Raw genomic sequence first — 25,477 nt, forward strand, 5'->3', positions numbered from 1 at the left:
GTGAAGGCCTCGTTAACGCGTTAGAGGAACAGCCCGAGGCTGAAGTAGATCGGCGCTTCATGCTCGATCACGCCAGCGGGGCGCTCTAGGGAATGGGCAAAGGTCAGGCTGGCGGCTACATGCTGGCCACGGGCGAACAGCTCAAAAGCGTTGCTACTCAGGCGGCCATGCTCGGCGCCGTTGTAGCGGCCATTGCGGATCACGCCCTGGTCGTAACCGGCGGCCACGCCGTACTCGGCGAAGGCTGGGCGCAACCAAGTGAGGTTGACCGGGCGGGTCAAGCGCAACTCGTTGCGCCAGTAGCCGCCGCTGTCGCCGGTGAGGAATTGGTTCTTGTAGCCGCGCACGGACGAGGCACCGCCCAGGCTGGTGCGCTGGCTGCTGAACAGTACGTCTTCGCTGCGCTGCCCGGTGGCCAGGCTGCTGAAGCTCAGGCGTTCGCCCCACAGCTCGAAGGGCTGCAGGTAACTCAGGGTGCCGGTGTATTTGCGGTAGCGGGCGTTGGGCTCGCCGGGGCCTGGGCGGTGGTTGGCCTGGGCGCCGAACGCGCCTATGCCCTGCTGCATGCCAAGGTCCAAGTTGAGGAACCCAGCCCCCACCCGGCGGCCGTGGTTAAAGCCGTACTGGGCCTCGCTGATCCGGTTGCTGCTCAGGGCCAGGCGGCTGTCTTCGATGTAGTTGTTGGAGCGCAGGTTGGACAGGCCCAGGCTGAGCGAGGTTTTGCTCACCGCGTCCCGGTGGATCACCCGCTCGGCGCGGGCTTGGTGGGTTTGGCTGTCGCCGGTTTGCTTGAAGTTAAAGCCATTGGCCATGGCTTGGGAACGGTAGTCGCTTTGGCTGTAGTTGTAGCTAAAGGTCCACCAGCCCAGCGGCAGGCTATAGGCCAGGCCGCTGTTGTGTGAGGTGTGCTGGTGGTCGCTAACAGCATCGTGGCCACCCCGCAGGCTGAGCTGGTCTGCCAGGCCCAAGGGGTTGTCCCACTCGAAGCCTGCGTTCCACTGCTGCTCCCCGGTGCCGGGCTGGCCATCGTTGGTGCGGGCCAGGTTCGCCCGCCAAGGCTTTTGCGGGGTGTTTTTCACCACCACGTCACTGCCACCCACGGCTTGGCCAGGGGTCAGCTCCATTTGCGCCTGGTTGGAGGGCAAGCGGTTGAGCTGGTCCACCATCTGTTCGATCTGGCGCAGGTTGACCAACTGGCCTTTGCGCCCCGGGAACGCCATGGCCAGCTCACGCTTGCTCAGGCCGCTGTTATCTGCGCCCTTGAGGTTTTCCAGGGTGCCTTCGATCACCAGTACTTGCAGATGGCCGGTGGACAGGTCTTGCTGAGGCAAGTAGGCGCGGCTGGTGACCAGGCCCTTCTCTAAATAGAGGTTGGTGACGGCCTTGAGCAGCTCGTTCAAGCGGGCCACACCCAGGCATTGGCCCAGGTAGGGCTGGGTGAGGCGTGTGCGCTCGGCGTTGGACAGTGCGTTGGCGCCCTTGAGCTCGATGGTGGCGATGGTGAAGCAGCGGCTGTCCTCAGGGGCAGCCGGGGCCGCGGGCATGGCCTCTTTGCCAGGGAGGTTTTTTAGCTCTTCCAGGCGCCGTTGCTGCTCTTGCAGCAGTTGCTCCTGCCGGTCACGAAGCAGGTCTTGCTCGCCTGGCGTAGGGGCGGCCTGAGTAACAACGGGCAAAACACCCAGCAATGTAAATAGCGCAACACGCACAGCACGAGAAGCCACGAGCGGTCCTTGACAGAGGTATGGCGCCTGCAAAGGCGCCAAGGATCCAATGAACGATTGGAAACCCTATCGGCGGTTCGCTTAGCTTCTTGAATCTTTTCTGATTCTTACTGTCGTGCGCTGAAGCAGGCTCTAGTCTCGGCTGTCCAGTAGGTTGGCCACTATTCGATCCAGCCAACCCCATACCCGCTGCTGGGCCCGGCGCCATAGTGGCCGGGCCTTCCAAGCGTCCAGGGTGATCTCACCGCTTTGGGCGAAGTCTGCTTCGAAACTCGCTGCCACTGCCTGGGTGAATGACGGGTCTAGAGCCTCCAGGTTGGCTTCGAGATTAAAGCGCAGGTTCCAGTGGTCGAAGTTGCACGACCCCACGCTGACCCAGTCGTCGACGATCACCATTTTCAAGTGCAGGAAGCACGGCTGGTACTCGAAGATTTTCACCCCGGCGCGCAGCAGGCGTGGGTAATAGCGGTGGCCGGCGTAGCGCACCGAAGGGTGGTCGGTGCGCGGGCCAGTGAGCAACAGGCGCACGTCTACTCCGCGCTGGGCGGCGCGGCGCAATGAGCGGCGCACGCTGAAGGTGGGCAAGAAGTAAGGGGTGGCCAGCCAGATACGCCGCTGCCCGGAATGAATGGCCCGCACCAGCGAACGTAGAATGTCCCGGTGTTGGTGGGCGTCGCAGTAGGCCACCCTGGCCAAGCCGTCACCGCTGGGCGGCAGGCGCGGTAGCCGGGGCAAGCCGAAGTGGGTGGCCGGGCGCCAGGCCGTACGCCGCAGATTGGCGCGCCACTGGCGGTCGAACAGCATCTGCCAGTCTGCTACCACCGGGCCTTGCATCTCGACCATCACCTCGTGCCACTCGCTTTGGGCCTGGCCAGGCTGCCAAAACTGGTCGGTCACGCCCGTGCCGCCCACCACGGCGTAGAGGTGGTCTACCAGCAACAGCTTGCGGTGGTCGCGGAACAGGTTGCGGCCACCCCGGCGCCACGACACCGGGTTATACAGCCGTAGTTCCACGCCCGCGGCCTGCAGTTGTTCACGGGAAGGCGTAGCGAAGGCCAGGCTGCCGTAACCGTCGAACAAGCAGCGCACTCGCACGCCCCGCTCGGCGGCGCGCACCAGGGCCGCCACCACCGCGTCGGCGCAGCTGCCCGCCTCTACCAGGTACAGCTCCAGGTCGACCTGGGTGTCGGCCGCATCGATGGCCGCCAACATGCGCGGGAAAAACGCAGGGCCGTCAATCAGCAGCTCGAATTGGTTGTTATCACGCCACGGGAAGATCGCGCCGGCCATGGTCAGGCCGCCCGATCAGGCGAGGTGGGGTGCCGCGATACGCAAAGGGCCATGCAGGGAGCGCCTCCCGAAAACACCGGGCCACATTACTCGCATGTAAGGAATTTTCCTACAGAGAAGATGGGGTGAGCAGGACCATGCGCAGGAAGGTCTAGGTGTACACCTATGGCCTGTAGGCGAGCGCAGCTCGCGAAGAAACGGCACAGGCAATGAATGATAGCTGTTCGCCGGCCATGTTGGCTCCTACACAGCCGGGTGCTGCTCAAGCCAGGCATGGGTAAAGGCCTGCAACTCGGGGTAAAACCCTTTGAAGTCCTCTAATAAGAGGGGGTATAGCACTCGCAGTTCGGGCATGGCGCCTTGCAGCCCTGCCGGCCGGGTAAGGCGGCGGGAGATACCATGCAGCACCTGGCCTAGCACATCGAAGGTTTGATATGAGCCCAGCCAATCGTCGGCGATCATATGGGGCGCGATGGCGGCCAGGCGGCCTGGAAGGTCCGGCGTGCGCTGCAGCACGGCATACACTCGGGCGGTAAAGTGCGCCAAGGGCTCGGGGTGGTACGCCTGCCAGTGGCGCGCCAGGCAATGGTCGAAAAACACGTCCAGGATGATCCCGGCATAGCGCCGCCGCTCGGGCGAGAAGCGCGCCAGGGCCGCCAGCACCCTGGGATGGCTGTCGGTGTAAGCGTCGATGGCCCGGTGCAGGCGGATGGCGGTTTCCAGCGGCGGAGCAAAGCGGCCCGCCAGGGGCCCTTTGACGAAATCGCCGTAGAGGCTGCCAAGCAGTTGCTCCGGCGCCGGCCCGCCCAAATGCAGGTGTGCAAGAAAATTCATGGCCGCAGCTTACGCCCGCCTACCTGCTATTGGGAACCCAGGCCGCTCACCGGCGCTCTCCGGCATAGGGTTTGGTAGCCCCGCACTGAATACAGACAGGTGTTAAGGCATCTGATTACGCTGCTGATGCATCCAGTCGACGATTTCTCCATCGGGCGCGTAGCCGCTGACGGTTTCGCGAAGCAACTTGCGCACCTTGTCGTAATCGTCGTTACCCACCGCGCTGACCAACTCCGCGAGTTTCTCTTTGAGGGCCTCCCACGGCAGGTAATCTTCATGGGCACTCATGATCATCGGATGGCCCGTGGTTGCCACGTTCTCGCCGATCAACAACTCCTCGTAGAGCTTTTCACCAGGCCGCAGGCCGGTGAACTCTATGGCGATATCCCCATGTGGGTTTTTGTCCGAGCGTACGCTCAGCCCAGACAAGTGCACCATTTTTTCTGCAAGTTCGACGATTTTCACCGGCTCGCCCATATCCAGCACAAACACGTCACCACCCAGGCCCATGGAGCCCGCCTGGATAACCAACTGAGCAGCCTCCGGAATAGTCATGAAGTAGCGCGTGATATTGGGGTGGGTAACCGTAATAGGCCCGCCCGACTTGATCTGCTTGTGGAACAGCGGAATCACCGAACCCGAAGAGCCCAGAACATTACCGAACCGCACCATGGTGAACCGGGTTTTGTTGACTCTGGGTACGTTGCTGTCATCCCTGAACATAGCCGGGCCAACCTCGCGGCTGAGCGCCTGCAAGACCAGCTCCGCAAGCCGCTTGGTGCTGCCCATGACATTGGTCGGCCGCACTGCCTTGTCCGTGGAAATCAGCACGAAATTCGCGACACCGGCCTTGATCGCCGCTTGCGCGGTATTCAAGGTGCCTACCACGTTGTTGAGGACGCCCTCGGCAATATTGTGTTCCACCATGGGCACATGCTTGTACGCCGCTGCGTGGTAAACGGTGTCGATATCCCAGGTTTGCATGATGTTGAGCAATTTGGCCTCGTCGCGCACCGAGCCCAGGATCGGCAGCACGCGCACTGGCAGCGACTCGCGCGACACGCGTTGCTCCAGTTCGGACAAAATCGTGTAAAGGTTGAATTCACTGTGTTCAAACAGAAGCAGCGCCTTGGGCTTGAGCATCAGGATCTGGCGGCACAGCTCCGAGCCAATTGACCCGCCTGCACCGGTTACCAGCACCGACTGCCCGGCGATGCAGCGTTCCAGCAGGTGTTCCTGAGCCGGTACGGCGTCGCGCCCCAATAGGTCGGCGATGTCCACCTCTTGAATATCGTCGACTTTCACCCGGCCACTGGCCAGGTCCATAAAGCCTGGAACGCTGCGCACATGAAGCGGGTATTTTTCGAGCAGCTCCAGTATTTCGCGCCGACGCGTGCGGCTCGAAGAAGGGATGGCCAGCAAAATCTCCTGGGCACCCGTTGTGTCGATCATCCTCTGAATGTGCTTGGCCTTATAGACCTGCAGGCCGGAAATCACTCGCCCCGCAATACCGGCATCATCATCGATGAAGGCAACCGGCCTCATCGCCCGGCCCATACGAAGCGCGGCGACCAACTGGTTACCTGCCGCACCCGCGCCATAAATGGCGACGCGAGGAAGGCCGTTGTCGCGCCGGGTAAAGGGCACGTGCTGCGCGGCGGTGAACCAGTCACCCAGAAAATACTGGCGCATGACCAGGCGCAGGCCGCCGATCATGATCATGCTCAACCACCAGTAGTTGAACAAAATGGACCGCGGGATCACCACCTCATGGTTGCTATACGCGTAAACCACCATCCCCAAAATGAGCGTTGAAAGACTCACCGCCTTGAAGATGGTGATCAGTGCGTCATTGCCGAAATAGCGCATCACGGCCCGGTACATGCCGAAACGGATGAATAACGGGATGGCAACGACCGACGCGGCGATAAACAGCCACAGATGATGGCCTATCGGGTTGATTGTTTCGTCCAGCCCCAAACGCACAACGAACGCCAGCCACATCGCCAGCCACACCAGGAGCAGATCCGCTGCTACTTGTAAAAGCCGCTTCTTACTACGCGGCAGTGCCAGCAAACGCGCCCGAACCTGATTCATCACACTTCCCATCTTTTGATTCCATTCCTACTGGCAGACCCGCACTCGGCCCTGTTTTGCATTGATTGCCAACCGATCAGGTGGCCTCTTCCAGCTGCCCAGCCTTGTATTTGACGGCCAGGGCGGTCAAGGGCAGATAAGCGAGCATAAGCCCTACGGCGCTGTCGATATACTGCAAGCCTACACCGATGGCCAGCGGCAGCAACCAAAGGATATTGATGGCCACCACCGCCAGGGTGACGGGCTTGTGCGCGCCATGCAGGCGCGACGCGAACTGGTAGCCGTGGCTGCGATGAGCCTCATACACGTTGTCTCCGCGCACCAGCCGGCGAATCAGGGTAAACGTGGCATCGACCACGAACACGCCCAGCATGATCAGCCACGCAAACAACAACTCGGTACCCGCCCAGGCCGCCTGGAGCGACAGGCAGCCCAGAATGATGCCTAGAAAACCGCTGCCGGCATCCCCCATGAAGATCTTGGCCGGCGGAAAGTTCCAGAACAGGAAACCCGCCACTGCCATGGCCAGTAACAGCGGCGCGTAGAGCAGCTGAGCATGCCCAGTCAGCCAATAGATCAGACACGCCCCGAGGCAGGCACATATAGCTTCGAAACTGGCGATCCCGTCGATGCCGTCCATAAAGTTGTACAGGTTGAGCATCCACACCAGATAAAAGGCGGCGGCCACCGCGCCCAGCCAGCCGAGGTCGAGGCTATAACCAAACAGTGTCAGCGGCGCGAGCCCGCCGAGCCAGAACAGCGCCCAAATCGCAGCCAGAAAATGGCCCAACAGCCGCCAGCGCGCTGCGATATGGCCATGATCGTCCATGAAGCCTATTACGGCGATGAGCGCGCCCGCGCCCAGGTAACCCATAAGCACAGGCCAGGTTTCCATCCCGAAAACGCCCAGTAGCACCAGCGCCAGAACGAACGCAACCACAATAGCCACACCCCCGCCCCGTGGCGTTGGGATGGAATGGGAACTGCGGGCGTTGGGGATGTCGATGATGCTGCGCTTGAGCGCATACAGGCGTAACAACGCTGTCAGCCCGTATGACAGCAACGCGATCAGGGGGAGCAGATACCAAAAACTCATTTCACAGGCCCGTTCAAAAAGTGCCGGGCCGTTTCGTACAGGGCCTGGTCAACGGTCACCGCAGGCTCCCATCCCAATAACAAGCGTGCTTTGTCAGTACTCACCTGCAATGAACCACACAAGCGCTGTGACAAGGATCTTTTCCCCAGCAGATTGGCTGTGCTTGTCAGCATCCAGGCTGGCACGGGCAACAGCCGTGCAGGCTGGTGTAGCGCTTGTCCAAGCTTTTGCAGCAACTCGGTAGTGGACACATCATGCCCATCGCTGATCAGAAAGGTTTCAGAGGCGGCCGCTGGATGAACCGAGCACAAGCGGATGAAACTGACTAGGTTGTCCAGGGCGACAAGGCTGCGCTTGTTGTGAAGGGCGCCAAACGGCAGTGGTACGCCCTTGCGTAGCCATTTCATCATGCTCGCAAAGTTTGCCCTGACGCCGGGGCCGTAGACCAGGACAGGACGAATGATCACCACTTCAAGCCCCGTTTCGGCGGCGATGGCTTTGAGCCCCTGCTCTGCTTCCCATTTGGAAATGCCGTAAGGGTCCACTGGGTTTGGCGTATCGGTTTCACGATAAACCTGGCCCGGGGCGGTACCTTCACCGTTCACCTTGACCGAACTCACAAACACAAACCGCTTCACTCCAGCTGCAGCCGCACTGCGCGCAAGCTGCAACGTGTGACCCACATTCACTCGCCGAAAGGCCGCAAGCGGGTCAGGGTCAGTGTCATTCATGATATGAACACGCGAGGCGAGATGAACCACAACGTGAGTACCGATCAAAGACGGGTGCTGGGCATCAATCGTTGAGAAGTCCGGCAGTACGCTGTAATGAGCGTTGGCTGACGCGCTGGGTGGAGCAGCACGCAGCAGGGTGTGAACCTCAAGGGTCGAATCAGCCGATAGATAGTCGACCAAGCGCCTGCCGACGAACCCTGTGCTGCCCGTAACCAATAGTTGTGTATTCATTTCTTGTGCCTCACCAGTGCAAGGGCCAGACACAATGCCCCGAACACATGCTTGTCCCGCGGCCTTCTTCGGCATCTAGCACTGTTTTTCGCCAATCGCAATAGCTGAAACCGGCCCAGGCCACTCCAGCTTTGCACAAATGGGTTGTCAGCCATGCCCACCAGGCTTGCAATCTTCACAGCCTGATTCAAATACCAGCCATCAAATACCTGGGCTAACCGAGCTTTGAATGCCTTCGCGCCTTGGTTGACGCCCACTTGATTGCTAGCGTGCTGCCGATAACGCATAGACGGCACATCATCAATGTGCCAGCGATAACCATTGGCCCGGCTGAACGCATAGAAATACCAGTCGTGCAGGGTAACACCCTGCACCTCGGCAAATTTGCCAGTCACATGCTGCTGCAGCGCAATAAACAGGTCTCGGGTGAAAACATACGTACACCCAGGGCCGGCCGCTTCAAACAGAAAATCGTAAGTCGTTTGCGGCTGGGATTTCACCACTGTTTTCTCGATGCCGTTCGGCCAAAAAGCTTGAACGTCGCTGGAATAACCATCCACTCGATTGGCGTTTATAACGTTGACGGCACGAATGAGCTTGTCGGGATGCCAGATATCGTCCTGATCGGCGAGGGAGAAATAGTCATAATCCGCCAGCGGTGCATCGTGCACTAGACGGAAAAAATTTCGCGCAGCGCCGCCAAAACGCTCACCCACCGGCAACAGAACAACCCGTGGCTCACGGGAAGCCAACGCTTTGGCCCACTCTTCGGTTCCATCAGTGCACTTATCCACGCTGATCGCAATAGTCACTGACACTTCTTGCTGAGAGAGAATCGACTGGACCTGCTCTTCAATCCATTGCATGCCGTTGTAAGCGGCCAGCAGCACCAAAAAACGCGGTTGCATAAATCTACCTTAATCCTGAGACCTCTCGGCCCAATAAAAAACGGGTGTCAGTGGACCGGACCGAGGCTCGCCTTAATGCCATGGCGTACACCGCGAATCATCATGCTGAGCGACTTCTTGCGGTCAGTATCGATCACAAGATTCACTACAAAGCGAAGCATTAAGGCAGTGATCATGCGCCGTTTCCAAAGCCCAGGCGTGTGCGTCATGCGGCAGACAGCCACCGTGTTGCGGAAGAAAAAATAACGTCGCACTGGGGAGTACCGGAAAAAACTGAGCCCGAGGATTTTCACCGGGGGCGCGTCAGATAGGGCATGGCCCATTTGAACGTTCAGGCAACCATATAAACTGTAGCCTCGATCACGGACCCGGAAACACCACTCGGTATCGGTAAAGTCGACAAACATACCTTCGTCATACCTGATGCCCTGCTCCCAGGCCTGAACATCAACAAACATACCGGAAGTGATAAGCGCATCGGCCTTCACCAGCCCATCTGCATTGTCGCTTTCAAAAACCGGTTTGATGCTACCGTCGATGGATGTATAAAAAGGGAAATTAATCTCCTTGCCATCACGACGATCAAAAAAAGCCGGGCTTACCGCAATAGCCTTGTCATCAAGACGCTTGGCGTTATCCATCGCTTGATGCAGACGTTCGATAAGATCGGGTTGAGCGTGGCTGTCTTGGTCGAAGGTAACCATGTAACGCTTACCCTTCTGCACGGCCTCAGCGAAACCGACATTGAGTGCGAAACCCAGCCCTTTATTTTCGCCAAGGGGCAGGTAGCAGACTCGCTCACGAAGGTTGGCATCTGCGGCAAGGTAATTCCCCCCCCCGCCATTATCGACAAGCACCAGCAAATCTACTTGAGTCAGCAAAGAAGCAAGCAGACTGTCTAATACCGGCATTTCCGGGTGAAAACTAACAACAACCGCTGCAACATCTTTCATACCAGCTTCCTTGACTGCGAGATAAGCAGCTCTTTGGGCTGACTATTCATAACTACTGACCAGTACCACAAAATAACGAGAAAACCGAATGAATTGAACAACACCGGATTACTCAATGACATAATAAGGTAAAGGCCAACGATGATAATTTGAGGGATAGTTTCCTTTACGGCAACGATTCGACGAACCGGAAACAGGATGCTGCCCAGCAGCACCAAGGAAAGCGGCAGCCCTACGAACCGGACAGAATCCATCCAGGTTATTTCTGTTTGGGAAACAACAGCGCCGTAGCCCTCTGTGTAAAAATAAGAACCAAGACCGCGACCGAAGAACAGGAGGGCCCAATCGACAGTATCAAAGAATGAAGCAATGTGTCCCAGCTTGATATTATTCGATTGCTCGCTTGAACTCAGAACACTAGTCTGATCCAGTAGATAGAGTATACCAACCACAAACAGCGGAATAACCACTGAAAGAATAATTACTCTTTGAGGCCAGGCCTTATGATGCAGGTAAAGTACAAACAAAGAAACGGCTGTCATGGCCATAAGCGCCCGTGAAGCCGAGCAGATGATCGCCGCTATGATGACGCTAATACCTAAAATCGTAATTAGCCTATGATGACGTAGGAAATCCAGGAAAAGCAATGACAATGGAACAAGCAAGAATGGAGAAGACCGATGGTGAAGCATAAATAATTGCAAGCCACCAAAGTTTCGAACACCGTAAAATCCCAGCTCATTGGTATTATAGTAATCTAACAGTGCGTCGCCTACAAAGAACCCTGGCATGACCATCAACATGAATGACAAACCACACATAATCAGCGCCAGGGTAACCCCAGAAATCTTCAGGACAGCGCCCATATCTACCCGGTAGTGAACGATTACATAAATCAAAAACAACGACAGCGCACCTAGTAGCATTTGTCTTGCTAAAGCCAAATCGAATTCGCCAGTCATGCCTACCACGAAGCCATATACGAAAATGGTAAACACAATGAAGGGTGCCATGGTCTTCATGGGCTTCATGACAAGCACAAAGAGCGATATTAAAAAAAGAGGGACAAACAGCAGCTTATTCAGAAAAAAAACGGGAACCAGTACAGTGGCAAGAGAATACCCCAGCACTGTATTCCTTATGACTCTAGACATCATACTGTTCCCACGCCTGCGCCACGAATGCGACGATAGCCTGCAACGGCTTGTTTAATACGCAGCTTCAGTTTTTTTGAAAAGCTCAAACCCCTATAGAGGCGAGAGGCAAGCTGCGGACTAAGTATTTGCAACGCAGAAAATGACTGAGCGGAGACGTCAATCGGAACAGTACTTCCTTCACTGCGAAACAGACCGATATTACCAGTCCAGCGACAATAGCTATCCAACACATTTTTACACGTTTGCCCCTCGTCAAGACATGCCAAAAATCGGGCTTTTACGTTATCAATAGCATGAACATCGATGATTTTATCTAAAATATCGGATGATGGTTGGTAACATGCAATGGTGTTCATAACTTCGTCTACCGAGTGCCTTTTCAGTAAGTCTGCCGGCGAATAGCCCTGCTGCGGAGACACCAGCCCAACACATCGTCGACCTGCAATATATTGCTCCGCAAAGGCGGTGCCACCGGGAATAGGATAACTATCAATATAGAAGTCAGCGCTTTTTACTCTTTCGCCATACTCTGAGTAAGGCAAGCTTTTGGTCACGGAAAAACGCGACCTGTACTTCAACTTCAAAAGCCACCACCAATAACTTTTTTTGATATCAGAACCAATAACAAGCACACTCGAATTTGGATAGGTCGACAAAATCCTGTCCAACAAATGAGTCGGGCTCAAGCCCTTAACTGGTTTGAACTTGATATCGCTGCCTGCCGTGATAAAACGCAAGCTATCCTGCGCCGAAGGGGTGAACCCATGCTGCGCAGCGGAAGTTGCAATTTCTATAGGTATACCGAGAAAGCTCTTTTTACCCCTGATGCATTTCAATTTATCAAGACGCTTACCATAACTGCTTAATTCAAAATAATAATCCGCTACCGAGCAGCCGTAGGAAAAAACATGATCAGCATGGTTTACGAAGTAAATTTCGGGCACCGCATGCCGGATAACCATACCACATGCTACCACTGCATAAATATCATCAGGGTGAATATGAAGAACCACTTTCTGATAAGAAGCCAGAATACCTGAGATTTCAGATACCTTCTCAACCGGCCTTATCGAGTTTATCTGAATTACATTTTCAAAGTAGTTTGAGACCCGTTGGACCGCTGCGGCGGAAGCTTTACCTGTAATCAACAAGTCGACCTTTCCAGCGCTCATGCCCGCCAGCTTCTCCATTAGCCTTGTATGCCCTCCAGAAAGGAATGGTTCAGTAATCACATGTAAAATACGCGATTCCGAGTGCAAATCAGGATAGGTAGGTATCCAGACATTTCTCGCTTTACAGTGCGCAATCAAATCGACTTCCACAGCGGTTGCGTCATAGATCCCTACATCTGCAAACCACAGCAAATTGCCATAAATTTCCGCAAGCTTTAAGGCCCGGTCGAGATCAGGCTCTTCTGCTATAGTATGAGCGAAGTCGTCGAATACGCTTTTCAAATCATGTCACTGCCTAAATTTCGGTCAAACGTATGCAGCTTCGCATAGACCAGGAAATACATCATCAGTCCATAAAAAAAGTAGGTCGCCGCGTAGGCCCAAGTTACTGCCGTTATGCCCCATTGCTCGGTAAACACGACCGTGAGCACATAAAGACATACACAGGATGCGATCTCGGTTATTATGAACTCCTTAACCATCGCCTTGCTAAGCATGACGTAAGCAATGATCCAGCTTACTATTTTAAGACTGTCCCCCACTACCTGCCCGGCGAAAAGCATACGCATTGGGGAGAACGCATCGGTAAATAAAACCATGATGATCAAATCTCTCAGGAGATACATCATTAACCCTGCCAACATGGCTACAGGAAGTATGAACTTGTACCCCTGCAAAACTTCGGACCTGATTTCCTTGCCCGTTTTAAGCTCAGAAAGCTTCGGCAAATAGTATACGCTCAGGGTAGTGGTCACGATGAGAAGATAGGCACCACTCAAGCGTGTTATTGCATCCCAATACCCAGCAGCCTCCCACCCAAAATCAGCACCCAAGTGGCGCCTGATTAAAGTCTGAACGATAGGAGTAGCCACCGCGGCTACCAGTGCCATGAAAAAAAAAGCAGATAACTTTTTGATGGCCGGCTTTTCAAGGGAGCCAAACAAAAAAGCTAGTCGAAACCAAGGGGTGCGCATACAAAAAGCAGCGGTGACAAAAAAACTAACTGACTGATACAGCACCAGTGATATTAGTGCCCCATGGAGGCCATAAAGCATCGTCAAGCCGACCGTCATCACTAACGATAATAAGCTTCCTGCGATATTAGAGGCGACGTAAAGAATAATTTCTTTCTTACCATTCAAAATTGCCAGCAGCAAAGTATTGAGCGAAAAAAATACCACTCCGCCAGCTAGCCATAGGAATATATCCCGCATGTCCCCGTTACGCAGGAAAAAGCTAGCAAGTTCGGTACTGAATATCGCTAGCAGCACAGCGGTTATTAAACTACCGAGAACCGTCAGCGTTCCGGCCACCTTCCAGATTTCCTTCTGCTTTTCTACATTTTCACCGTACTCAGCGGTATATTTGACTACACCGTTAGTAATCGCCCCACCGGTAAATGTAGTGACCATCTGCAGTGCATTTTGGAACTGACCAATTGCCGCAAAACCTGCAGGGCCAATATACACGGCCAGTATCTTGTTAAGGCCTAGAAGTGTCACCATCTTGACAACAACAGCGATACCATTCAGCAAGCTGGTCTTGATCAGGTTCATAGCGTTCCTGACTGGAAGCTATTACATGCAATCACTACAGCTTCGGCGTCTTCTAACGAAAGCGTAGGCCCTATTGGTAAGCTTAGGATCTGCTGATGAATCTGCTCTGATACCGGGAATGAAGCATCGCTCCACTCGGCGTAGGCTTTTTGATGGTGTGGGGGGATGGGGTAGTGAATCAGCGTTTGCACACCCTGATCTGCCAGATGCCGCTGTAATCCATCGCGATCCTTACAAAGCACGGTGTAGACGTGCCATACGTGGCTCAGGTTACTAGAAACGTTGAACTCAGTTACAACAGGGGTTCGAATGGCTGGATTGGATATTGTGCGGGTGTAAAGGTCAGCTATCACACGACGGTGCACTGTCTGCTCATCCAAGTATTTCAGCTTTACTGACAAACAGGCAGCCTGCAGCTCATCGAGCCGGCTGTTAACACCGCGGTACAGATTCTCGTACTTTTTGTGGGACCCATAATTGCGCAGTGCCTTTAGGGTCGTCGCCAATAGATCATCGTTCGTGGTAATTGCACCCGCATCACCCAGCGCACCCAGGTTCTTGCCCGGATAAAAGCTGAAGCCTGATGCGTGACCCCAACTGCCGGCACGTCGACCGTCGAGGCTGGCGCCATGGGACTGGGCGGAATCTTCCAGGACCAACAGTTTGTGCTGCTCTGCAAGCGCCATGATGGCGGGCATGGCGGCAAGACGGCCATACAGGTGAACCGGCAGGATAGCCTTTGTTTTTGCAGTAATCGCAGCCTCGACGTTTGCCGGGCACATGTTAAAGGTCGCAGGATCAGGCTCTACCAACACCGGCACCAGGCCGTTTTCAGAGATTGCGAGAATACTGGCAATGTAGGTATTTGACGGTACGAGGATTTCATCACCAAGCTGAAGGTAACCCAGCTCTTTCCAGGCGCGGATAACCAACACTAATGCGTCAAGCCCGTTGGCTACGCCTATGCAGTGCTTGGTACCGCAATAGTCGGCGAAGCTGCTTTCAAATGCTTGCAGTTCGGTGCCGCCGATATACCAACCAGAATCAATAACACGCGCACATGCGGCGACTAACTCGTCACGGCAAGACTGGTTGATTTCTTTCAAGTCTAGAAAACTGATCATTCGCTCAGATACCTGATAACTTTTGCGGGATTGCCCACAACAACTGCACGCTCTGGAACATCATCGACGACTACTGCACCCGCGCCGACCATGGCACCTTTGCCAATGGTCACACCGGGCAATATCGTGGCGTTGGCGCCGATACTTGCTCCGTATTTCACTGTGATTCCGCTGAAGGAATCTGGATATACTTTTGAGCGAGGCATTGGATCATTGGTAAAGGTGGCGTTTGGACCAATAAAGACGTTATCTTCGATGACAGAGCCGTCCCAAATAAAAACACCCGACTTGATCGTGACATTATCACCAATAACAACGTCGCTCTCGATAAGGGTGTGGGCGCAGACGTTGCAATCGCGGCCTATTCGAGCGCCCTTTAAGATAACCGCATATTGCCATACCCGGGTACCTTCGCCAATGCAGTCAGATTTGACATCCGCCAGGGTATGTATCTTAGGCATTGTTCACTAGCCCCATGAATTTCTCATAATCACGAATATAGTCTCGCTCATCATAATGAGCGCTCGCCATTACTAGCAGTACGCAGTCAGCGCTAAAGTTGTGCATTTCTCGCCACAGCAGTCCCTCTATCAATAATCCTTTTTCGGGCGAGCTCATCAGCACTTCTTCGCGCCTTTGGCCGTTATCCAAAACCATAATGCAAGAGCCACTGAGGCATACGGCCAACTGTTTCAAATCAAGGTGTGCATGAAATCCACGGCTAACGTCTTTTTTTGTGCCGTAAATATAATAAACACGCTTTACTTCGAATGGCCCATGTTCTCCAAGCTCTAGCGCAACCATGCTGCCGCGATCATCGCCCAGCACTTGAAAGTCGATCCATTTTGCCAGACTCATTGCGCCCCCCCTTGCGCACCTTCCAAAATCGACGCTTGCAAGGTGGTTTCAGCAAACGAAAGCATGACGCGCAGCCCAGCATTATTGAAACTTTCCAAACACCAACGGCGCTTACCGCCCAGCAGCACAGTCTCGCTAATGAAAACGGCCTGGAGAGATGCCTGAGCCAGCTTCATGCGTCGTTATTCTCTTTAAGCAGCTTCAACAAATACTGGCCATAACCCGTTTTCTTGAGCTTCTCGCCTTGTTCCTTCAGTTGCGAAGGCGTGATCCAACCTTGAGCAAACGCAATCTCTTCAAGACACGCCACTTTCAAACCCTGGCGGTGCTCGATGGTGTGCACGAACTGGCTGGCTTCCAGCAGCGATTCGTGGGTGCCTGTATCCAGCCAGGCAAACCCGCGCCCGAGCATTTCAACGGTGAGTGAGCCATCTTCCAGGTAAGCGCGATTCACATCCGTGATTTCAAGCTCGCCGCGCTCTGAGGGCTTGATGTTCTTGGCGATCTCAACCACCCGGTTGTCGTAAAAGTACAAACCGGTCACTGCATAGTTGGATTTCGGTGCGGCAGGTTTTTCTTCGATGCTCAGCGCCCGACCACTTTTATCGAATTCCACTACACCAAAGCGCTCCGGGTCGGATACGTGGTAACCGAACACAGTCGCGCCTGAACCCTGCGACATGGCGGCGCTCAGGTTCTCAGAGAAGTGATGACCATAAAAAATGTTGTCGCCCAGGATCAGGCAGCAGGCATCGTCGCCTATGAACTCTTCGCCGATGATAAAGGCCTGGGCCAGGCCATCAGGGCTAGGCTGGACCGCATAGCTAAGCTCAATGCCATACTGGCTGCCGTCGCCCAGCAGCTTGCGGAAAGAGGGCAAATCTTCCGGCGTGGAGATGATCAGCACTTCGCGCATGCCAGCGAGCATCAGCACGGACAACGGATAGAAAATCATCGGTTTGTCGAAGATCGGCAGCATTTGCTTGGATACGCCGAGCGTCAGGGGGTGCAGGCGCGTACCTGAACCGCCTGCGAGAATGATGCCTTTGCGTTTGGTGACCGTCATCTGACTAACATTTCCTTCAACATCCGGGTTACTCCCCTGCCAGTCTGGCAAACGGGGGAAAAAGGTCCTGCCTAGCTTATCTGTATCGGGCCGCAAGTTCAGCGACCGGCACGCTTGTGTCGGTATTTTCTTGAAAATCGGCGCTATGCGCTGCCAGCGGGTGCTAATGCGGCCTGAGCCAGGCCAGTCCATTATGCGCGCTGAGCAGCATTTCCATGAAACGAAGCCCGAAACGTGCCGATGATAGATGCCAGGTGCTTTTTCGTCACGCGACGCACGACTTATAGGCCAAAAAGCGCGCGTATTTCACCTCGAAGCGAGCATTAAGCGCGTGAACGATTCAACAAAATCCATGTTTGCTCAGACTGGAGCAGGGAAGCGTCTGATCACAGACGCTCGTCAGTAAAGGCTAGAGGCCGTGAAGCGATTTTCTGCGTTGGGCGACGAAGAAACGACCTAGCGCAAACAGCACACCAAGAATGCCGCCAGCGATAAATCCGCCGATGAGGATCAACCCTTTTCTAGGTTTAATCGGGCGATCAGGTACATTAATCGGCCCGTCCTGACGGAAGACAGCAACGGTGCTTGGGCTTACCTGCAAGGTATGGTAGAAACTTCGCTTGATCTGCAGTGCACGCAGATTGGCGATAAAAGGATCATCAGAGGTGCGCTCTTGCAGGTTTCTGATTTCAGCCTTCAGCGCCTTGGTACCACGCATATAGGTCAGTTGACCATCCATGACCGCTGAAACCTCGGCGGCAACGCTCCCGGCGATAATAGGGGGGTTTTCAAGACCAATGGCTTGAGCCACGTTCAATGCTTCCTGCAACCGCGAAATCGCATCGTTGCGGACCCGAGTTTCGGTTTCCTGCAGGGTAGTGATTTGCTGCTCGAAATTACGTGCCCGCACCTCCCCTTCGCGCTCCACGTTAGTGATCATCTCAGTCTTGGCTTGTGCGCCGGCCCGTTCCGCGAAGGCTTTCACCCAGGCAGTTGCCTGGGCCGGATCCCTGCCAAATACCGCAACCGAGTATCGGTCCGGCAAATCCTTGGTTGGGCCACCGATCGTGAGGGTATTGAGAAAATCCGAATACAACGCATCTTGAGAGCCCTGGCGTTGATCTTCACTTAATGATGGAAGATAAACATCGGCGAAAAAGGCGCGCCGTAGCGACTCACCCTGCAGGTTACGCGTGAATACGCCATAAACGTCACCGATCGTATAAGGCGTTAGCTCGTTTTCATGGATACGGCCATAGTTGAAGTCGGCGATATCATTCAAGGTGGGAGGCTGCAAGTACATCCTCGCTTCGTAAATCGGCTTGCTCAAGAAGGCATAGGCAGCGGCGACCCCCGTTGCAACCACGATGAAGCCAATGATCAAAGCCTTCTGGGCCCAAACTGCCGCGACGAGCTCGAACAGATCAATTTCATCTGCTTCGCGCGTCGTCGATGGGTGATTCACCATGCTGATAAGACCTATGTAAGAATTTATTCAACGAGTTTGACACCAAATAAGACTTAACTGAAACAGTTCGGCTAGCCAGCGGTGGCGGCAGACGAACGGCATGTGATAGGCCTACTGCTAGCTTTCAAACTGATGCCAACGGCTAGCGCAGGGCAAAGCCAGCTACTCGCTTATCGCCATTAGGCACTTGCTTATCGCCACCAGATATTTGTCTATCGCGATACAGCGATATATAGTTCGTTGCATCGCCATAGACCGTTACGCCCACCGAGCCCCGCCAGTATGCCTCCAGACCTCGACAACATTATCAAAGCGCTGTCCCACCCGGTGCGCCGCGACATCTTGCGGTGGCTGAAGGACCCGGCCAGTGAATTCCCCGGCCAGGCCCATAACCTTGACTACGGCGTGTGCGCCGGGCAGATCGATCAGCGTTGCGGGCTGTCCCAGTCCACGGTGTCGGCCCATCTGGCCACCCTGCAGCGGGCCGGGCTGGTCAGCAGCCGCAAGGTGGGGCAATGGCATTACTTTCAACGTAACGAGGAACGGTTACAGGCCTTTCTCAAGCAACTGAGCGAACAGCTCTGACAGGACACCCCTTCGCATGCCCCTTCCCTTGTTTATTCTGGCGCTCAGCTCGTTCGCCATTGGCACCACGGAATTCGTGATCATGGGCCTGCTGCCCAACGTGGCCCAAGACCTTGGCGTGTCCATCCCCGGCGCGGGCTGGCTGGTCACCGGTTACGCCCTGGGTGTGGCCTTGGGCGCGCCCTTTATGGCCATGGCCACCGCGCACTTGCCGCGCAAGCTGGCGCTGGTGGTGCTGATGGGCGTGTTTATCGTCGGCAACCTGCTATGCGCGGTGGCGTCGGACTATCAGGTGCTGATGTTCGCTCGGGTGGTCACTGCCCTGTGCCATGGCGCCTTCTTTGGGATTGGCTCGGTGGTGGCCGCCAACTTGGTGGAGCCCAACCGCCGAGCCTCGGCGGTGGCCCTGATGTTCACCGGGCTGACCCTGGCTAATGTGCTGGGCGTGCCCTTGGGTACGGCCCTGGGCCAGGCCGCGGGCTGGCGCGCAACTTTCTGGGGCGTGACGGTTATCGGTGTGATTGCCTTCGTGGGCCTGCTGCGGTTTTTACCCAAGCGCCACGACGAGCAAACGCTGCACATGGCTGCCGAACTGGCGGGCCTCAAGGGCTGGGGCATCTGGCTGTCGCTAAGCATGACGGCAATGTTTTCCGCGTCCATGTTCGCCCTCTTTACCTATATCGCGCCGCTGCTGGGCGAGGTAACCGGTGTGTCCGACCGTGGCATCACCTTTACCCTGCTGTTGATCGGCGTGGGCCTCACCCTAGGCAATATCGTCGGCGGCAAACTGGCCGACCGCCAACTGGCCGCTACCCTGGCAGGCGCCTTTACCGCCATGGCCGTGGTGTGCACCGCCCTGGCGTGGACCAGCGTTGCCCTAGTACCTACTGAGATCACGCTGTTTATTTGGGCCATGGCCGCCTTTGCCGCGGTACCGGCCCTGCAAGTGAACGTGGTGAGCTTCGGCAAGGCCGCGCCAAACCTGGTGTCTACCCTGAACATCAGCGCCTTCAACGTGGGTAACGCCCTGGGCGCCTGGGTGGGCGGCGCGGTGATCGACCACGGCATGGGCCTGACCCGCGTGCCCTTGGCCGCGGCGGTACTGGCCGTGCTGGCCCTGGTGCTTACCCTGATTACCTTCAACCGGGGCGGCAAAGCCGACCTGGCCCCCGCTCACTAAGTACAGAGGCATACCCGATGGCTAACCTGTTCGACCCTATCCATATTGGCGACCTAGCACTGCCCAACCGCATCATCATGGCCCCCCTGACCCGCTGCCGCGCCAGCGAGGGCCGAGTGCCCAACGCGCTGATGGCCGAGTATTACGTACAACGGGCCAGCGCTGGGCTGATCCTCTCCGAAGCCACCTCGGTAAACGCCATGGGCGTGGGCTACCCCAACACGCCTGGCATCTGGAGCGACGAGCAGGTGGCTGGTTGGGCCAATGTCACCAAGGCCGTGCACGACGCGGGCGGGCGTATTTTCCTGCAACTGTGGCATGTGGGCCGTATCTCCCACTCCAGCTACCTTAACGGCGAGCTGCCAGTGGCGCCGAGCGCGGTGCAGCCTGGCGGCCACGTGAACCTGGTGCGGCCCATTACCGCGTTCGAAACCCCTCGCGCGCTGGAAACGGCAGAAATTCCCGGTATCGTCGAGGCTTACCGCCTAGGCGCGGAGAACGCTAAAAAAGCCGGCTTCGACGGCGTGGAAGTACACGGCGCCAACGGCTACCTGCTGGACCAGTTCCTGCACAGCAGCACCAATCAGCGCACCGACCAATACGGTGGTTCTCTGGAAAACCGTGCCCGCTTGATGCTGGAAGTGACCGACGCGGTGATTGGTGTGTGGGGCGCCGGCCGCGTAGGCATGCACCTGTCGCCACGCAGCGACTTGCACGACCTGAGCGACGCCAACCGCGCTGAAACCTTCACCTACGTGGCCACTGAACTGGGCAAGCGCAACATTGCGTTTATCTGCGCTCGGGAAAAAGAAGCGGGCGACAGCCTGGCCCCGCAGCTCAAGAAGGCGTTCGGTGGCGTGTATATCGTCAACGAGCAGTTCACCAAGGCCAGCGCCAACGCCGCCCTGGCCCGTGGCGATGCGGATGCCGTGGCCTTTGGCGTGCCCTTTATCGCCAACCCAGACCTTCCCGCGCGCTTTGAAACCGATGCCCCGCTCAACACGCCACACCCGGAGACCTTCTACGCCGAAGGCCCTCAGGGTTATGTGGATTACCCCAGCCTGGGTTGATTCCAGGCACCGCCTGGCCCTGCGGGGTCAGGTTGGGCGTCAAGGGGCCTTGCGCTGGAGTTGCTGCTGAAGGCTTTGGATCTGCGCTTGTAGCCCGTTGATGTTGCGGGTGGTCTGGCCACGGAAGGCGTCGAACTCGCTGGTGGTCGGGCCACTGGGCTGGGCCGCGCGGTTGTCCTGCTCGCTCTTGAACACGATCAAATCTTGCTCAACCCGCTCCAGGCGGTTGCCGAGGTTGTCCCCTTTCTTCAAGGCTGCCACGTCCCCCACCAGGGTTTTTACCTGAGCGTCCAAGGCTGCCTGGCTAGCCTGACCGGCTTTAAGGCTGGCCAGGTCAGTGGTTATAGCCTTGAGTTGGTTCTGCAGCTGCTCGGCGGCGGTTTGCTGGGCGCTGAACTGCCCGTTCAGTTGCTCCACGCGTTTATCCGTGGCTTCCTGCTGGCCGGCTACGCCTTGCTGCTGGCGGCTTTGGTCTTCCAGCCGGGCCTGAAGCTGACGCACGTGTGCCTTCAGGGCCTCGGTATCGCTGCTTGCGCTGGTTTCGCCATCGGCCATCTTGCCGCTAATAGCCTGCAAGCGCCCTGCGGCTTCCTCACTTACCTTGGCAAAGCTCTCTTGGGTCGCCACCAGTTGCTGCTCCATCAAGGAAATCTGCTGAAAGCTCCACCAACCCAAGCCACCCAGGGCAATGAACAGCGCCGCCACCAGCGCCCAGAGCGCCCCTGTGCCCGGCGCCTTGACCTTGATTACCGGCGCGGTACGCGAATAAAGCGCTTCCCCGCGTGGCTCGGTGGCCGGCCTGCGTACTGACTCGTCATCGTCCCGGTCGTTGGCGGTCAGGCTGGGCAGGTTATCGTCGAAATCGTCACGGGCGTCTTTTCGCATGGCGGGCGTCCTGAATCATAAAAGGCAATGGCGGGCAGTCTACCATTGCGCCCAATCCCATACCGCGCGATGGTCATGCCCCTTAGCGGTACTTGCCGGAGGTATCCCGCACGCGCCAGCCCCGGCACAGCTCATCCATGCCCGCCCAGATCGAAGCCTGGGGCTGATAGCCCAGATAATGCCGCGCGCGGCTGATATCCAAGGTGAAATCTTCTGTCATCCAGGCAATATCCGCAGGAAGCAACGCTGGGCGTGGGTGGCCGGGCCAGTATTCCCGCACGCAGGCCGACACCGCTGCTGTAAAGCGCGCAGGCCCTATGGCGCGATAGTCCCGTAGCGGCGGCAATTGCAACTGGCGCAGGGCGTAATTGAGCACGTCCCAAAAGGGCAACGGGGTGCCATTGGCGATGTTGTACACCCGGCCCAGGGCGTGTTCATCGGCATGCACGGCGGCCAGCAGGGCCTGGTTGAGGTTGGCTTGGGTGGTGAAGTCCATGCGGTTCAGGCCATTGCCTAAAATCGCCAGGCGCTGGCGGGCGCATAGGTTGAACAGCCCGGGCCACAGCACCGGCTCGCCTTCGCCCACCACCGGCATGGGCCGAAGCGCCAGCACTTGCAGGCCGAATTCTTCGGCGCCAAATACTCGCTGCTCGGCCCGCAGGCGGGTCAAGGCCTGCAACGAGCGCTTGCGCGGGGGCAGTTGATCCTCACGCAAACCTTGAGGGTTGCGCAGGCGTTCGTAGATCTGCGCGCTGGAGAGGTACACCAGCCGCCGTACCTGTTCCTTGAGGCAGCCTTCGACGATGTTCTCGGTAGTGGTGAGGTTAGCGGCCTCGTAGGCGGCCGCCTTGCCCCAGTGGCCGCCCAGGCCTACGCAGTGCACGACTATGTCCATGCCATGGCAGAGCCGCCGGGCGAAATCAGGGTCGGCCAGGTCACCCTCGATCACCTGCGCCCCGAGCTGGGCCAGGGGCGCCAGGCGCTGAGCGCGGCGGCCGCTGGCGCGAACGCTCAGGCTGTGGCTGAGGGCAAAACGGGCGAAGCTGGCGCCGATAAACCCCGTAGCCCCCGTTACCAGTATGTTCATGCGTTACTCACTTTGTAGAGGCCATCGCAGAGCCGACGCTTGCCAGGGGCACCAAGGCACGCGCGGCTTGGGCAACCAACTCGGTCGTGAGGTCAGCCAGCAGCTTGCCGCCGCTGCGCCAGTGGTGCCAGTACAGGGGCACATCGCTGCAATGATCAGGCAGTAATTCAAGCAACTGGCCATTGGCAAGCTGAGCCTTTACCTGCATCTCGGGCACCAATCCCCAGCCCAGCCCGGCTTCGGTCATGCGCACAAAGCCTTCGGAGGACGGCACCAGGTGGTGAGCAAAGCTGCCATCTAAACCCAGCGAAGCCATAAAGCGGTGTTGCAACTGATCGTCGGGGCCATACACCAGTGCAGGCACCCGGGCCAGGGCCATGGCGCTGAAGCCTTCAGGGAAGTGCCGATCGATAAACGCCTGGGTGGCTACCGCACGGTAGCGCATGGCACCCAAGGCTTCACTGCGCGCACCGGCCACCGGGCGCGGCGCCCCGCAGAGGCAGGCAGCCACCTCACCGGCGCGCATGCGGCGTAGGCCTACATCCTGATCCTCCACGATTAGATCCAGCAGCACGTGCCTTTCCTGGCAGAAACGCGCCACCGCGGCGGGCCACCAAGTCGCCAGGCTGTCGGCGTTGATCGCCACCCGCAGGCGTTCCGGCGTACTGGTTTCGTCCAGGCGCGGTACCGCTTCGCGCACATCGCGCTCCAGCAGGCGCACCTGCTGCACATGGTTGAGCAACTGGCGCCCCACCGGCGTGGGCGTGGGTGGCGTTTCTCGTACCAGCACCGGTTCGCCCAGGCGGGCTTCAAGCAGCTTGATGCGCTGCGACACGGCAGATTGAGACAGCCCCAGCACCTGAGCCGCGCGCTCGAAGCCGCCCTGCTCGATTACCATGGCCAAGGCCGAAAGCAGCTTGTAGTCAAACATCAGTTTTGCTAATGCCCCATGAGCAATATCCGTTTTTCTTATAAACCCTTGAGCCGCACACTGCCAGGGTTTCCAGGGAGATCCTTTATGTTGCAGAGCTACTTCAACGGGCTGGCGATCGCCATCGGCCTGATCATGGCCATCGGCGCGCAGAACGCTTTTGTCTTGGCGCAGAGCTTGCGCCGTGAACATCACCTGCCCGTGGCGGCCCTCTGCGTGGTGTGCGATGTAGTGCTGGTGAGCGCCGGGGTATTCGGCCTGGCAACGGTATTGGCGCAAAGCCCCACGCTGCTGTCTATCGCGCGCTGGGGCGGCGCGGCCTTCCTGGTGTGGTATGGCTGCAAGGCCTTGCGCCGAGCATTTTCTCCCAGTGCCCTGGCCGCCGAAGGGCAGGCGCCACGCTCACGCCAGGCGGTATTGCTCAGCGCCTTGGCGGTTACCTTGCTTAACCCCCATGTGTATGTAGATACGGTGTTGCTGATCGGTAGCATCGGTGCCCGCCAGGCAGTGCCGGGGGCCTATGTGGCGGGGGCTGCCAGCGCTTCCCTGGTATGGTTCTTTACCTTGGCCCTGGGCGCGGCCTGGCTCGCGCCCTGGCTGGCGCGCCCTGCCACGTGGCGGCTGCTGGACGCCGCGGTAGCGGTAATGATGTTTACCGTGGCCGCGCAGTTGATCGCTGGCTGAGGCCGCTGCGCTTACCCCCGGGAAGCGGTCTATCCCACACAGTTGCCGCGTGGTTAAGGCCTGCCGTGGAGTGCTATGATCCCTGGCTTGTGCCCGCTGCTGGCGGGCGCAGCCACGGCCGCCCGTGATCGGCCTTGCGCCTCTTCGCAACAGACCTGATTAGGAGAACCACATGCCTTTTGAATTGCCGCCGCTGCCCTACCCACACGATGCCCTGCAGCCGCACATTTCCAAGGAAACCCTGGAGTTCCACCACGACAAGCACCACAACACTTACGTGGTGAACCTGAACAACCTGATTCCGGGCACTGAATTCGAAGGCAAAACCCTCGAAGACATCGTCAAGGCCTCCTCCGGCGGTATCTTCAACAACGCCGCTCAGGTCTGGAACCACACCTTCTACTGGAACTGCCTATCGCCCAACGGCGGCGGCGAGCCTACCGGCAAGCTGGCCGAAGCCATTACCCAGGCCTTCGGTTCTTTCGAGAAATTCAAAGAAGAATTCAGCAAAACCTCCATCGGTACCTTCGGTTCCGGCTGGGGCTGGCTGGTGAAAAAAGCTGACGGTTCCCTGGCCTTGGCCAGCACCATCGGCGCGGGCAACCCCCTCACCAGTGGCGATACTCCCCTGCTGACCTGCGACGTGTGGGAACACGCCTACTACATCGACTACCGCAACGTGCGGCCCAAGTATGTAGAGGCCTTCTGGAACCTGGTGAACTGGGGCTTCGTGGCCCAGCAGTTCGAAGGTAGCGCCTTCAAGGCGTAAGGCCCAGGCACAGCTGCTACG

General features: G+C 57.2%; 25 protein-coding genes. 5 read left to right on the top strand and 20 right to left on the bottom strand.

What is annotated here, in order from left to right; all coding sequences use genetic code 11:
- Positions 1–20: 20 nt before the first annotated feature.
- The 17 genes from ACWKV4_RS00355 to ACWKV4_RS00435 all read right to left on the bottom strand — a co-directional run bounded on the left by ACWKV4_RS00355 (position 21) and on the right by ACWKV4_RS00435 (position 18,265).
- Entirely contained in the window at positions 21–1,721 is a 1,701-nt protein-coding gene (locus ACWKV4_RS00355) for a ShlB/FhaC/HecB family hemolysin secretion/activation protein (RefSeq protein ID WP_483830148.1), read from the bottom strand.
- A 132-nt stretch (positions 1,722–1,853) separates the two neighbouring features.
- Positions 1,854–3,011, bottom strand: coding sequence for a phospholipase D-like domain-containing protein (locus ACWKV4_RS00360; RefSeq protein ID WP_483830149.1), 1,158 nt, complete (start codon positions 3,009–3,011; stop codon positions 1,854–1,856).
- A 243-nt stretch (positions 3,012–3,254) separates the two neighbouring features.
- Positions 3,255–3,845, bottom strand: coding sequence for an acyl carrier protein phosphodiesterase (locus ACWKV4_RS00365; protein WP_483830150.1), 591 nt, complete (start codon positions 3,843–3,845; stop codon positions 3,255–3,257).
- 102 nt (positions 3,846–3,947) lie between these two features.
- The gene (locus ACWKV4_RS00370; protein ID WP_483830151.1) at positions 3,948–5,942 is read right to left on the bottom strand and encodes a polysaccharide biosynthesis protein; all 1,995 of its coding nucleotides are present in this window, start codon (positions 5,940–5,942) and stop codon (positions 3,948–3,950) included.
- Between the two features lie 76 nt (positions 5,943–6,018).
- The gene (locus ACWKV4_RS00375; RefSeq protein ID WP_483830152.1) at positions 6,019–7,038 is read right to left on the bottom strand and encodes an MraY family glycosyltransferase; all 1,020 of its coding nucleotides are present in this window, start codon (positions 7,036–7,038) and stop codon (positions 6,019–6,021) included.
- A complete protein-coding gene (locus ACWKV4_RS00380) occupies positions 7,035–8,003 on the bottom strand; it encodes a UDP-glucose 4-epimerase family protein (protein ID WP_483830559.1) in 969 nt (322 codons plus the stop codon). The genes ACWKV4_RS00375 and ACWKV4_RS00380 overlap by 4 nt, the downstream gene beginning before the upstream one ends.
- A complete protein-coding gene (locus ACWKV4_RS00385; RefSeq protein WP_483830153.1) occupies positions 8,000–8,911 on the bottom strand; it encodes a glycosyltransferase in 912 nt (303 codons plus the stop codon). Before ACWKV4_RS00385 ends, ACWKV4_RS00380 begins: the two co-directional genes overlap by 4 nt.
- A 47-nt stretch (positions 8,912–8,958) precedes the next feature.
- On the bottom strand, positions 8,959–9,864 hold the full coding sequence (locus ACWKV4_RS00390; RefSeq protein WP_483830154.1) for a glycosyltransferase family 2 protein: 906 nt from the start codon (positions 9,862–9,864) through the stop codon (positions 8,959–8,961).
- Positions 9,861–10,994 (bottom strand): hypothetical protein, encoded by a 1,134-nt coding sequence (locus tag ACWKV4_RS00395; RefSeq protein ID WP_483830155.1) that lies wholly within the window; start codon positions 10,992–10,994, stop codon positions 9,861–9,863. Before ACWKV4_RS00395 ends, ACWKV4_RS00390 begins: the two co-directional genes overlap by 4 nt.
- A gap of 23 nt (positions 10,995–11,017) precedes the next feature.
- Positions 11,018–12,475, bottom strand: coding sequence for a hypothetical protein (locus ACWKV4_RS00400; RefSeq protein ID WP_483830156.1), 1,458 nt, complete (start codon positions 12,473–12,475; stop codon positions 11,018–11,020).
- A complete protein-coding gene (locus ACWKV4_RS00405) occupies positions 12,472–13,749 on the bottom strand; it encodes an O-antigen translocase (RefSeq protein WP_483830157.1) in 1,278 nt (425 codons plus the stop codon). The genes ACWKV4_RS00400 and ACWKV4_RS00405 overlap by 4 nt, the downstream gene beginning before the upstream one ends.
- Complete coding sequence (locus tag ACWKV4_RS00410; RefSeq protein ID WP_483830158.1) at positions 13,746–14,873, bottom strand: DegT/DnrJ/EryC1/StrS family aminotransferase; 1,128 nt, start codon at positions 14,871–14,873, stop codon at positions 13,746–13,748. Before ACWKV4_RS00410 ends, ACWKV4_RS00405 begins: the two co-directional genes overlap by 4 nt.
- Complete coding sequence (locus tag ACWKV4_RS00415; protein WP_483830159.1) at positions 14,870–15,334, bottom strand: acyltransferase; 465 nt, start codon at positions 15,332–15,334, stop codon at positions 14,870–14,872. Before ACWKV4_RS00415 ends, ACWKV4_RS00410 begins: the two co-directional genes overlap by 4 nt.
- Complete coding sequence (locus ACWKV4_RS00420; protein WP_483830160.1) at positions 15,327–15,731, bottom strand: sugar 3,4-ketoisomerase; 405 nt, start codon at positions 15,729–15,731, stop codon at positions 15,327–15,329. The genes ACWKV4_RS00415 and ACWKV4_RS00420 overlap by 8 nt, the downstream gene beginning before the upstream one ends.
- Entirely contained in the window at positions 15,728–15,907 is a 180-nt protein-coding gene (locus tag ACWKV4_RS00425; RefSeq protein ID WP_483830161.1) for a hypothetical protein, read from the bottom strand. The genes ACWKV4_RS00420 and ACWKV4_RS00425 overlap by 4 nt, the downstream gene beginning before the upstream one ends.
- Positions 15,904–16,797 carry a glucose-1-phosphate thymidylyltransferase RfbA gene (gene rfbA, locus ACWKV4_RS00430; protein ID WP_483830162.1) on the bottom strand — a complete coding sequence of 298 codons (894 nt, stop codon included), beginning with the start codon at positions 16,795–16,797 and terminating at the stop codon, positions 15,904–15,906. The genes ACWKV4_RS00425 and rfbA overlap by 4 nt, the downstream gene beginning before the upstream one ends.
- A gap of 409 nt (positions 16,798–17,206) precedes the next feature.
- Complete coding sequence (locus ACWKV4_RS00435) at positions 17,207–18,265, bottom strand: LPS O-antigen chain length determinant protein WzzB (RefSeq protein ID WP_483830163.1); 1,059 nt, start codon at positions 18,263–18,265, stop codon at positions 17,207–17,209.
- A gap of 282 nt (positions 18,266–18,547) precedes the next feature.
- On the opposite strand from ACWKV4_RS00435, the gene ACWKV4_RS00440 reads away from it, so the two are divergent.
- Genes ACWKV4_RS00440 through ACWKV4_RS00450 form a run of 3 tightly spaced genes read left to right on the top strand, consistent with a single transcriptional unit; the run spans position 18,548 to position 21,100 of the window.
- Entirely contained in the window at positions 18,548–18,850 is a 303-nt protein-coding gene (locus ACWKV4_RS00440; RefSeq protein WP_483830164.1) for an ArsR/SmtB family transcription factor, read from the top strand.
- A 16-nt stretch (positions 18,851–18,866) separates the two neighbouring features.
- Positions 18,867–20,030 (top strand): MFS transporter, encoded by a 1,164-nt coding sequence (locus tag ACWKV4_RS00445; RefSeq protein ID WP_483830165.1) that lies wholly within the window; start codon positions 18,867–18,869, stop codon positions 20,028–20,030.
- 17 nt (positions 20,031–20,047) lie between these two features.
- Complete coding sequence (locus ACWKV4_RS00450; RefSeq protein WP_483830166.1) at positions 20,048–21,100, top strand: alkene reductase; 1,053 nt, start codon at positions 20,048–20,050, stop codon at positions 21,098–21,100.
- A gap of 39 nt (positions 21,101–21,139) precedes the next feature.
- On the opposite strand, the gene ACWKV4_RS00455 is transcribed toward ACWKV4_RS00450, so the two are convergent.
- The 3 genes from ACWKV4_RS00455 to ACWKV4_RS00465 all read right to left on the bottom strand — a co-directional run bounded on the left by ACWKV4_RS00455 (position 21,140) and on the right by ACWKV4_RS00465 (position 24,003).
- Positions 21,140–21,985 carry an ATPase gene (locus ACWKV4_RS00455; protein ID WP_483830167.1) on the bottom strand — a complete coding sequence of 282 codons (846 nt, stop codon included), beginning with the start codon at positions 21,983–21,985 and terminating at the stop codon, positions 21,140–21,142.
- An 82-nt stretch (positions 21,986–22,067) separates the two neighbouring features.
- Positions 22,068–23,072: an NAD-dependent epimerase/dehydratase family protein gene (locus tag ACWKV4_RS00460; protein ID WP_483830168.1), complete on the bottom strand. Its 1,005-nt coding sequence runs from the start codon at positions 23,070–23,072 to the stop codon at positions 22,068–22,070.
- A gap of 7 nt (positions 23,073–23,079) precedes the next feature.
- Entirely contained in the window at positions 23,080–24,003 is a 924-nt protein-coding gene (locus ACWKV4_RS00465; RefSeq protein WP_483830169.1) for a LysR family transcriptional regulator ArgP, read from the bottom strand.
- Positions 24,004–24,090: 87 nt separating this feature from the next.
- On the opposite strand from ACWKV4_RS00465, the gene ACWKV4_RS00470 reads away from it, so the two are divergent.
- The gene (locus ACWKV4_RS00470) at positions 24,091–24,687 is read left to right on the top strand and encodes a LysE/ArgO family amino acid transporter (protein ID WP_483830170.1); all 597 of its coding nucleotides are present in this window, start codon (positions 24,091–24,093) and stop codon (positions 24,685–24,687) included.
- Positions 24,688–24,859: 172 nt separating this feature from the next.
- The gene (locus ACWKV4_RS00475) at positions 24,860–25,456 is read left to right on the top strand and encodes a superoxide dismutase (RefSeq protein WP_483830171.1); all 597 of its coding nucleotides are present in this window, start codon (positions 24,860–24,862) and stop codon (positions 25,454–25,456) included.
- The last annotated feature ends 21 nt before the right edge of the window (positions 25,457–25,477 follow it).

It is taken from the genome of Pseudomonas artemisiae, from assembly GCF_057128685.1.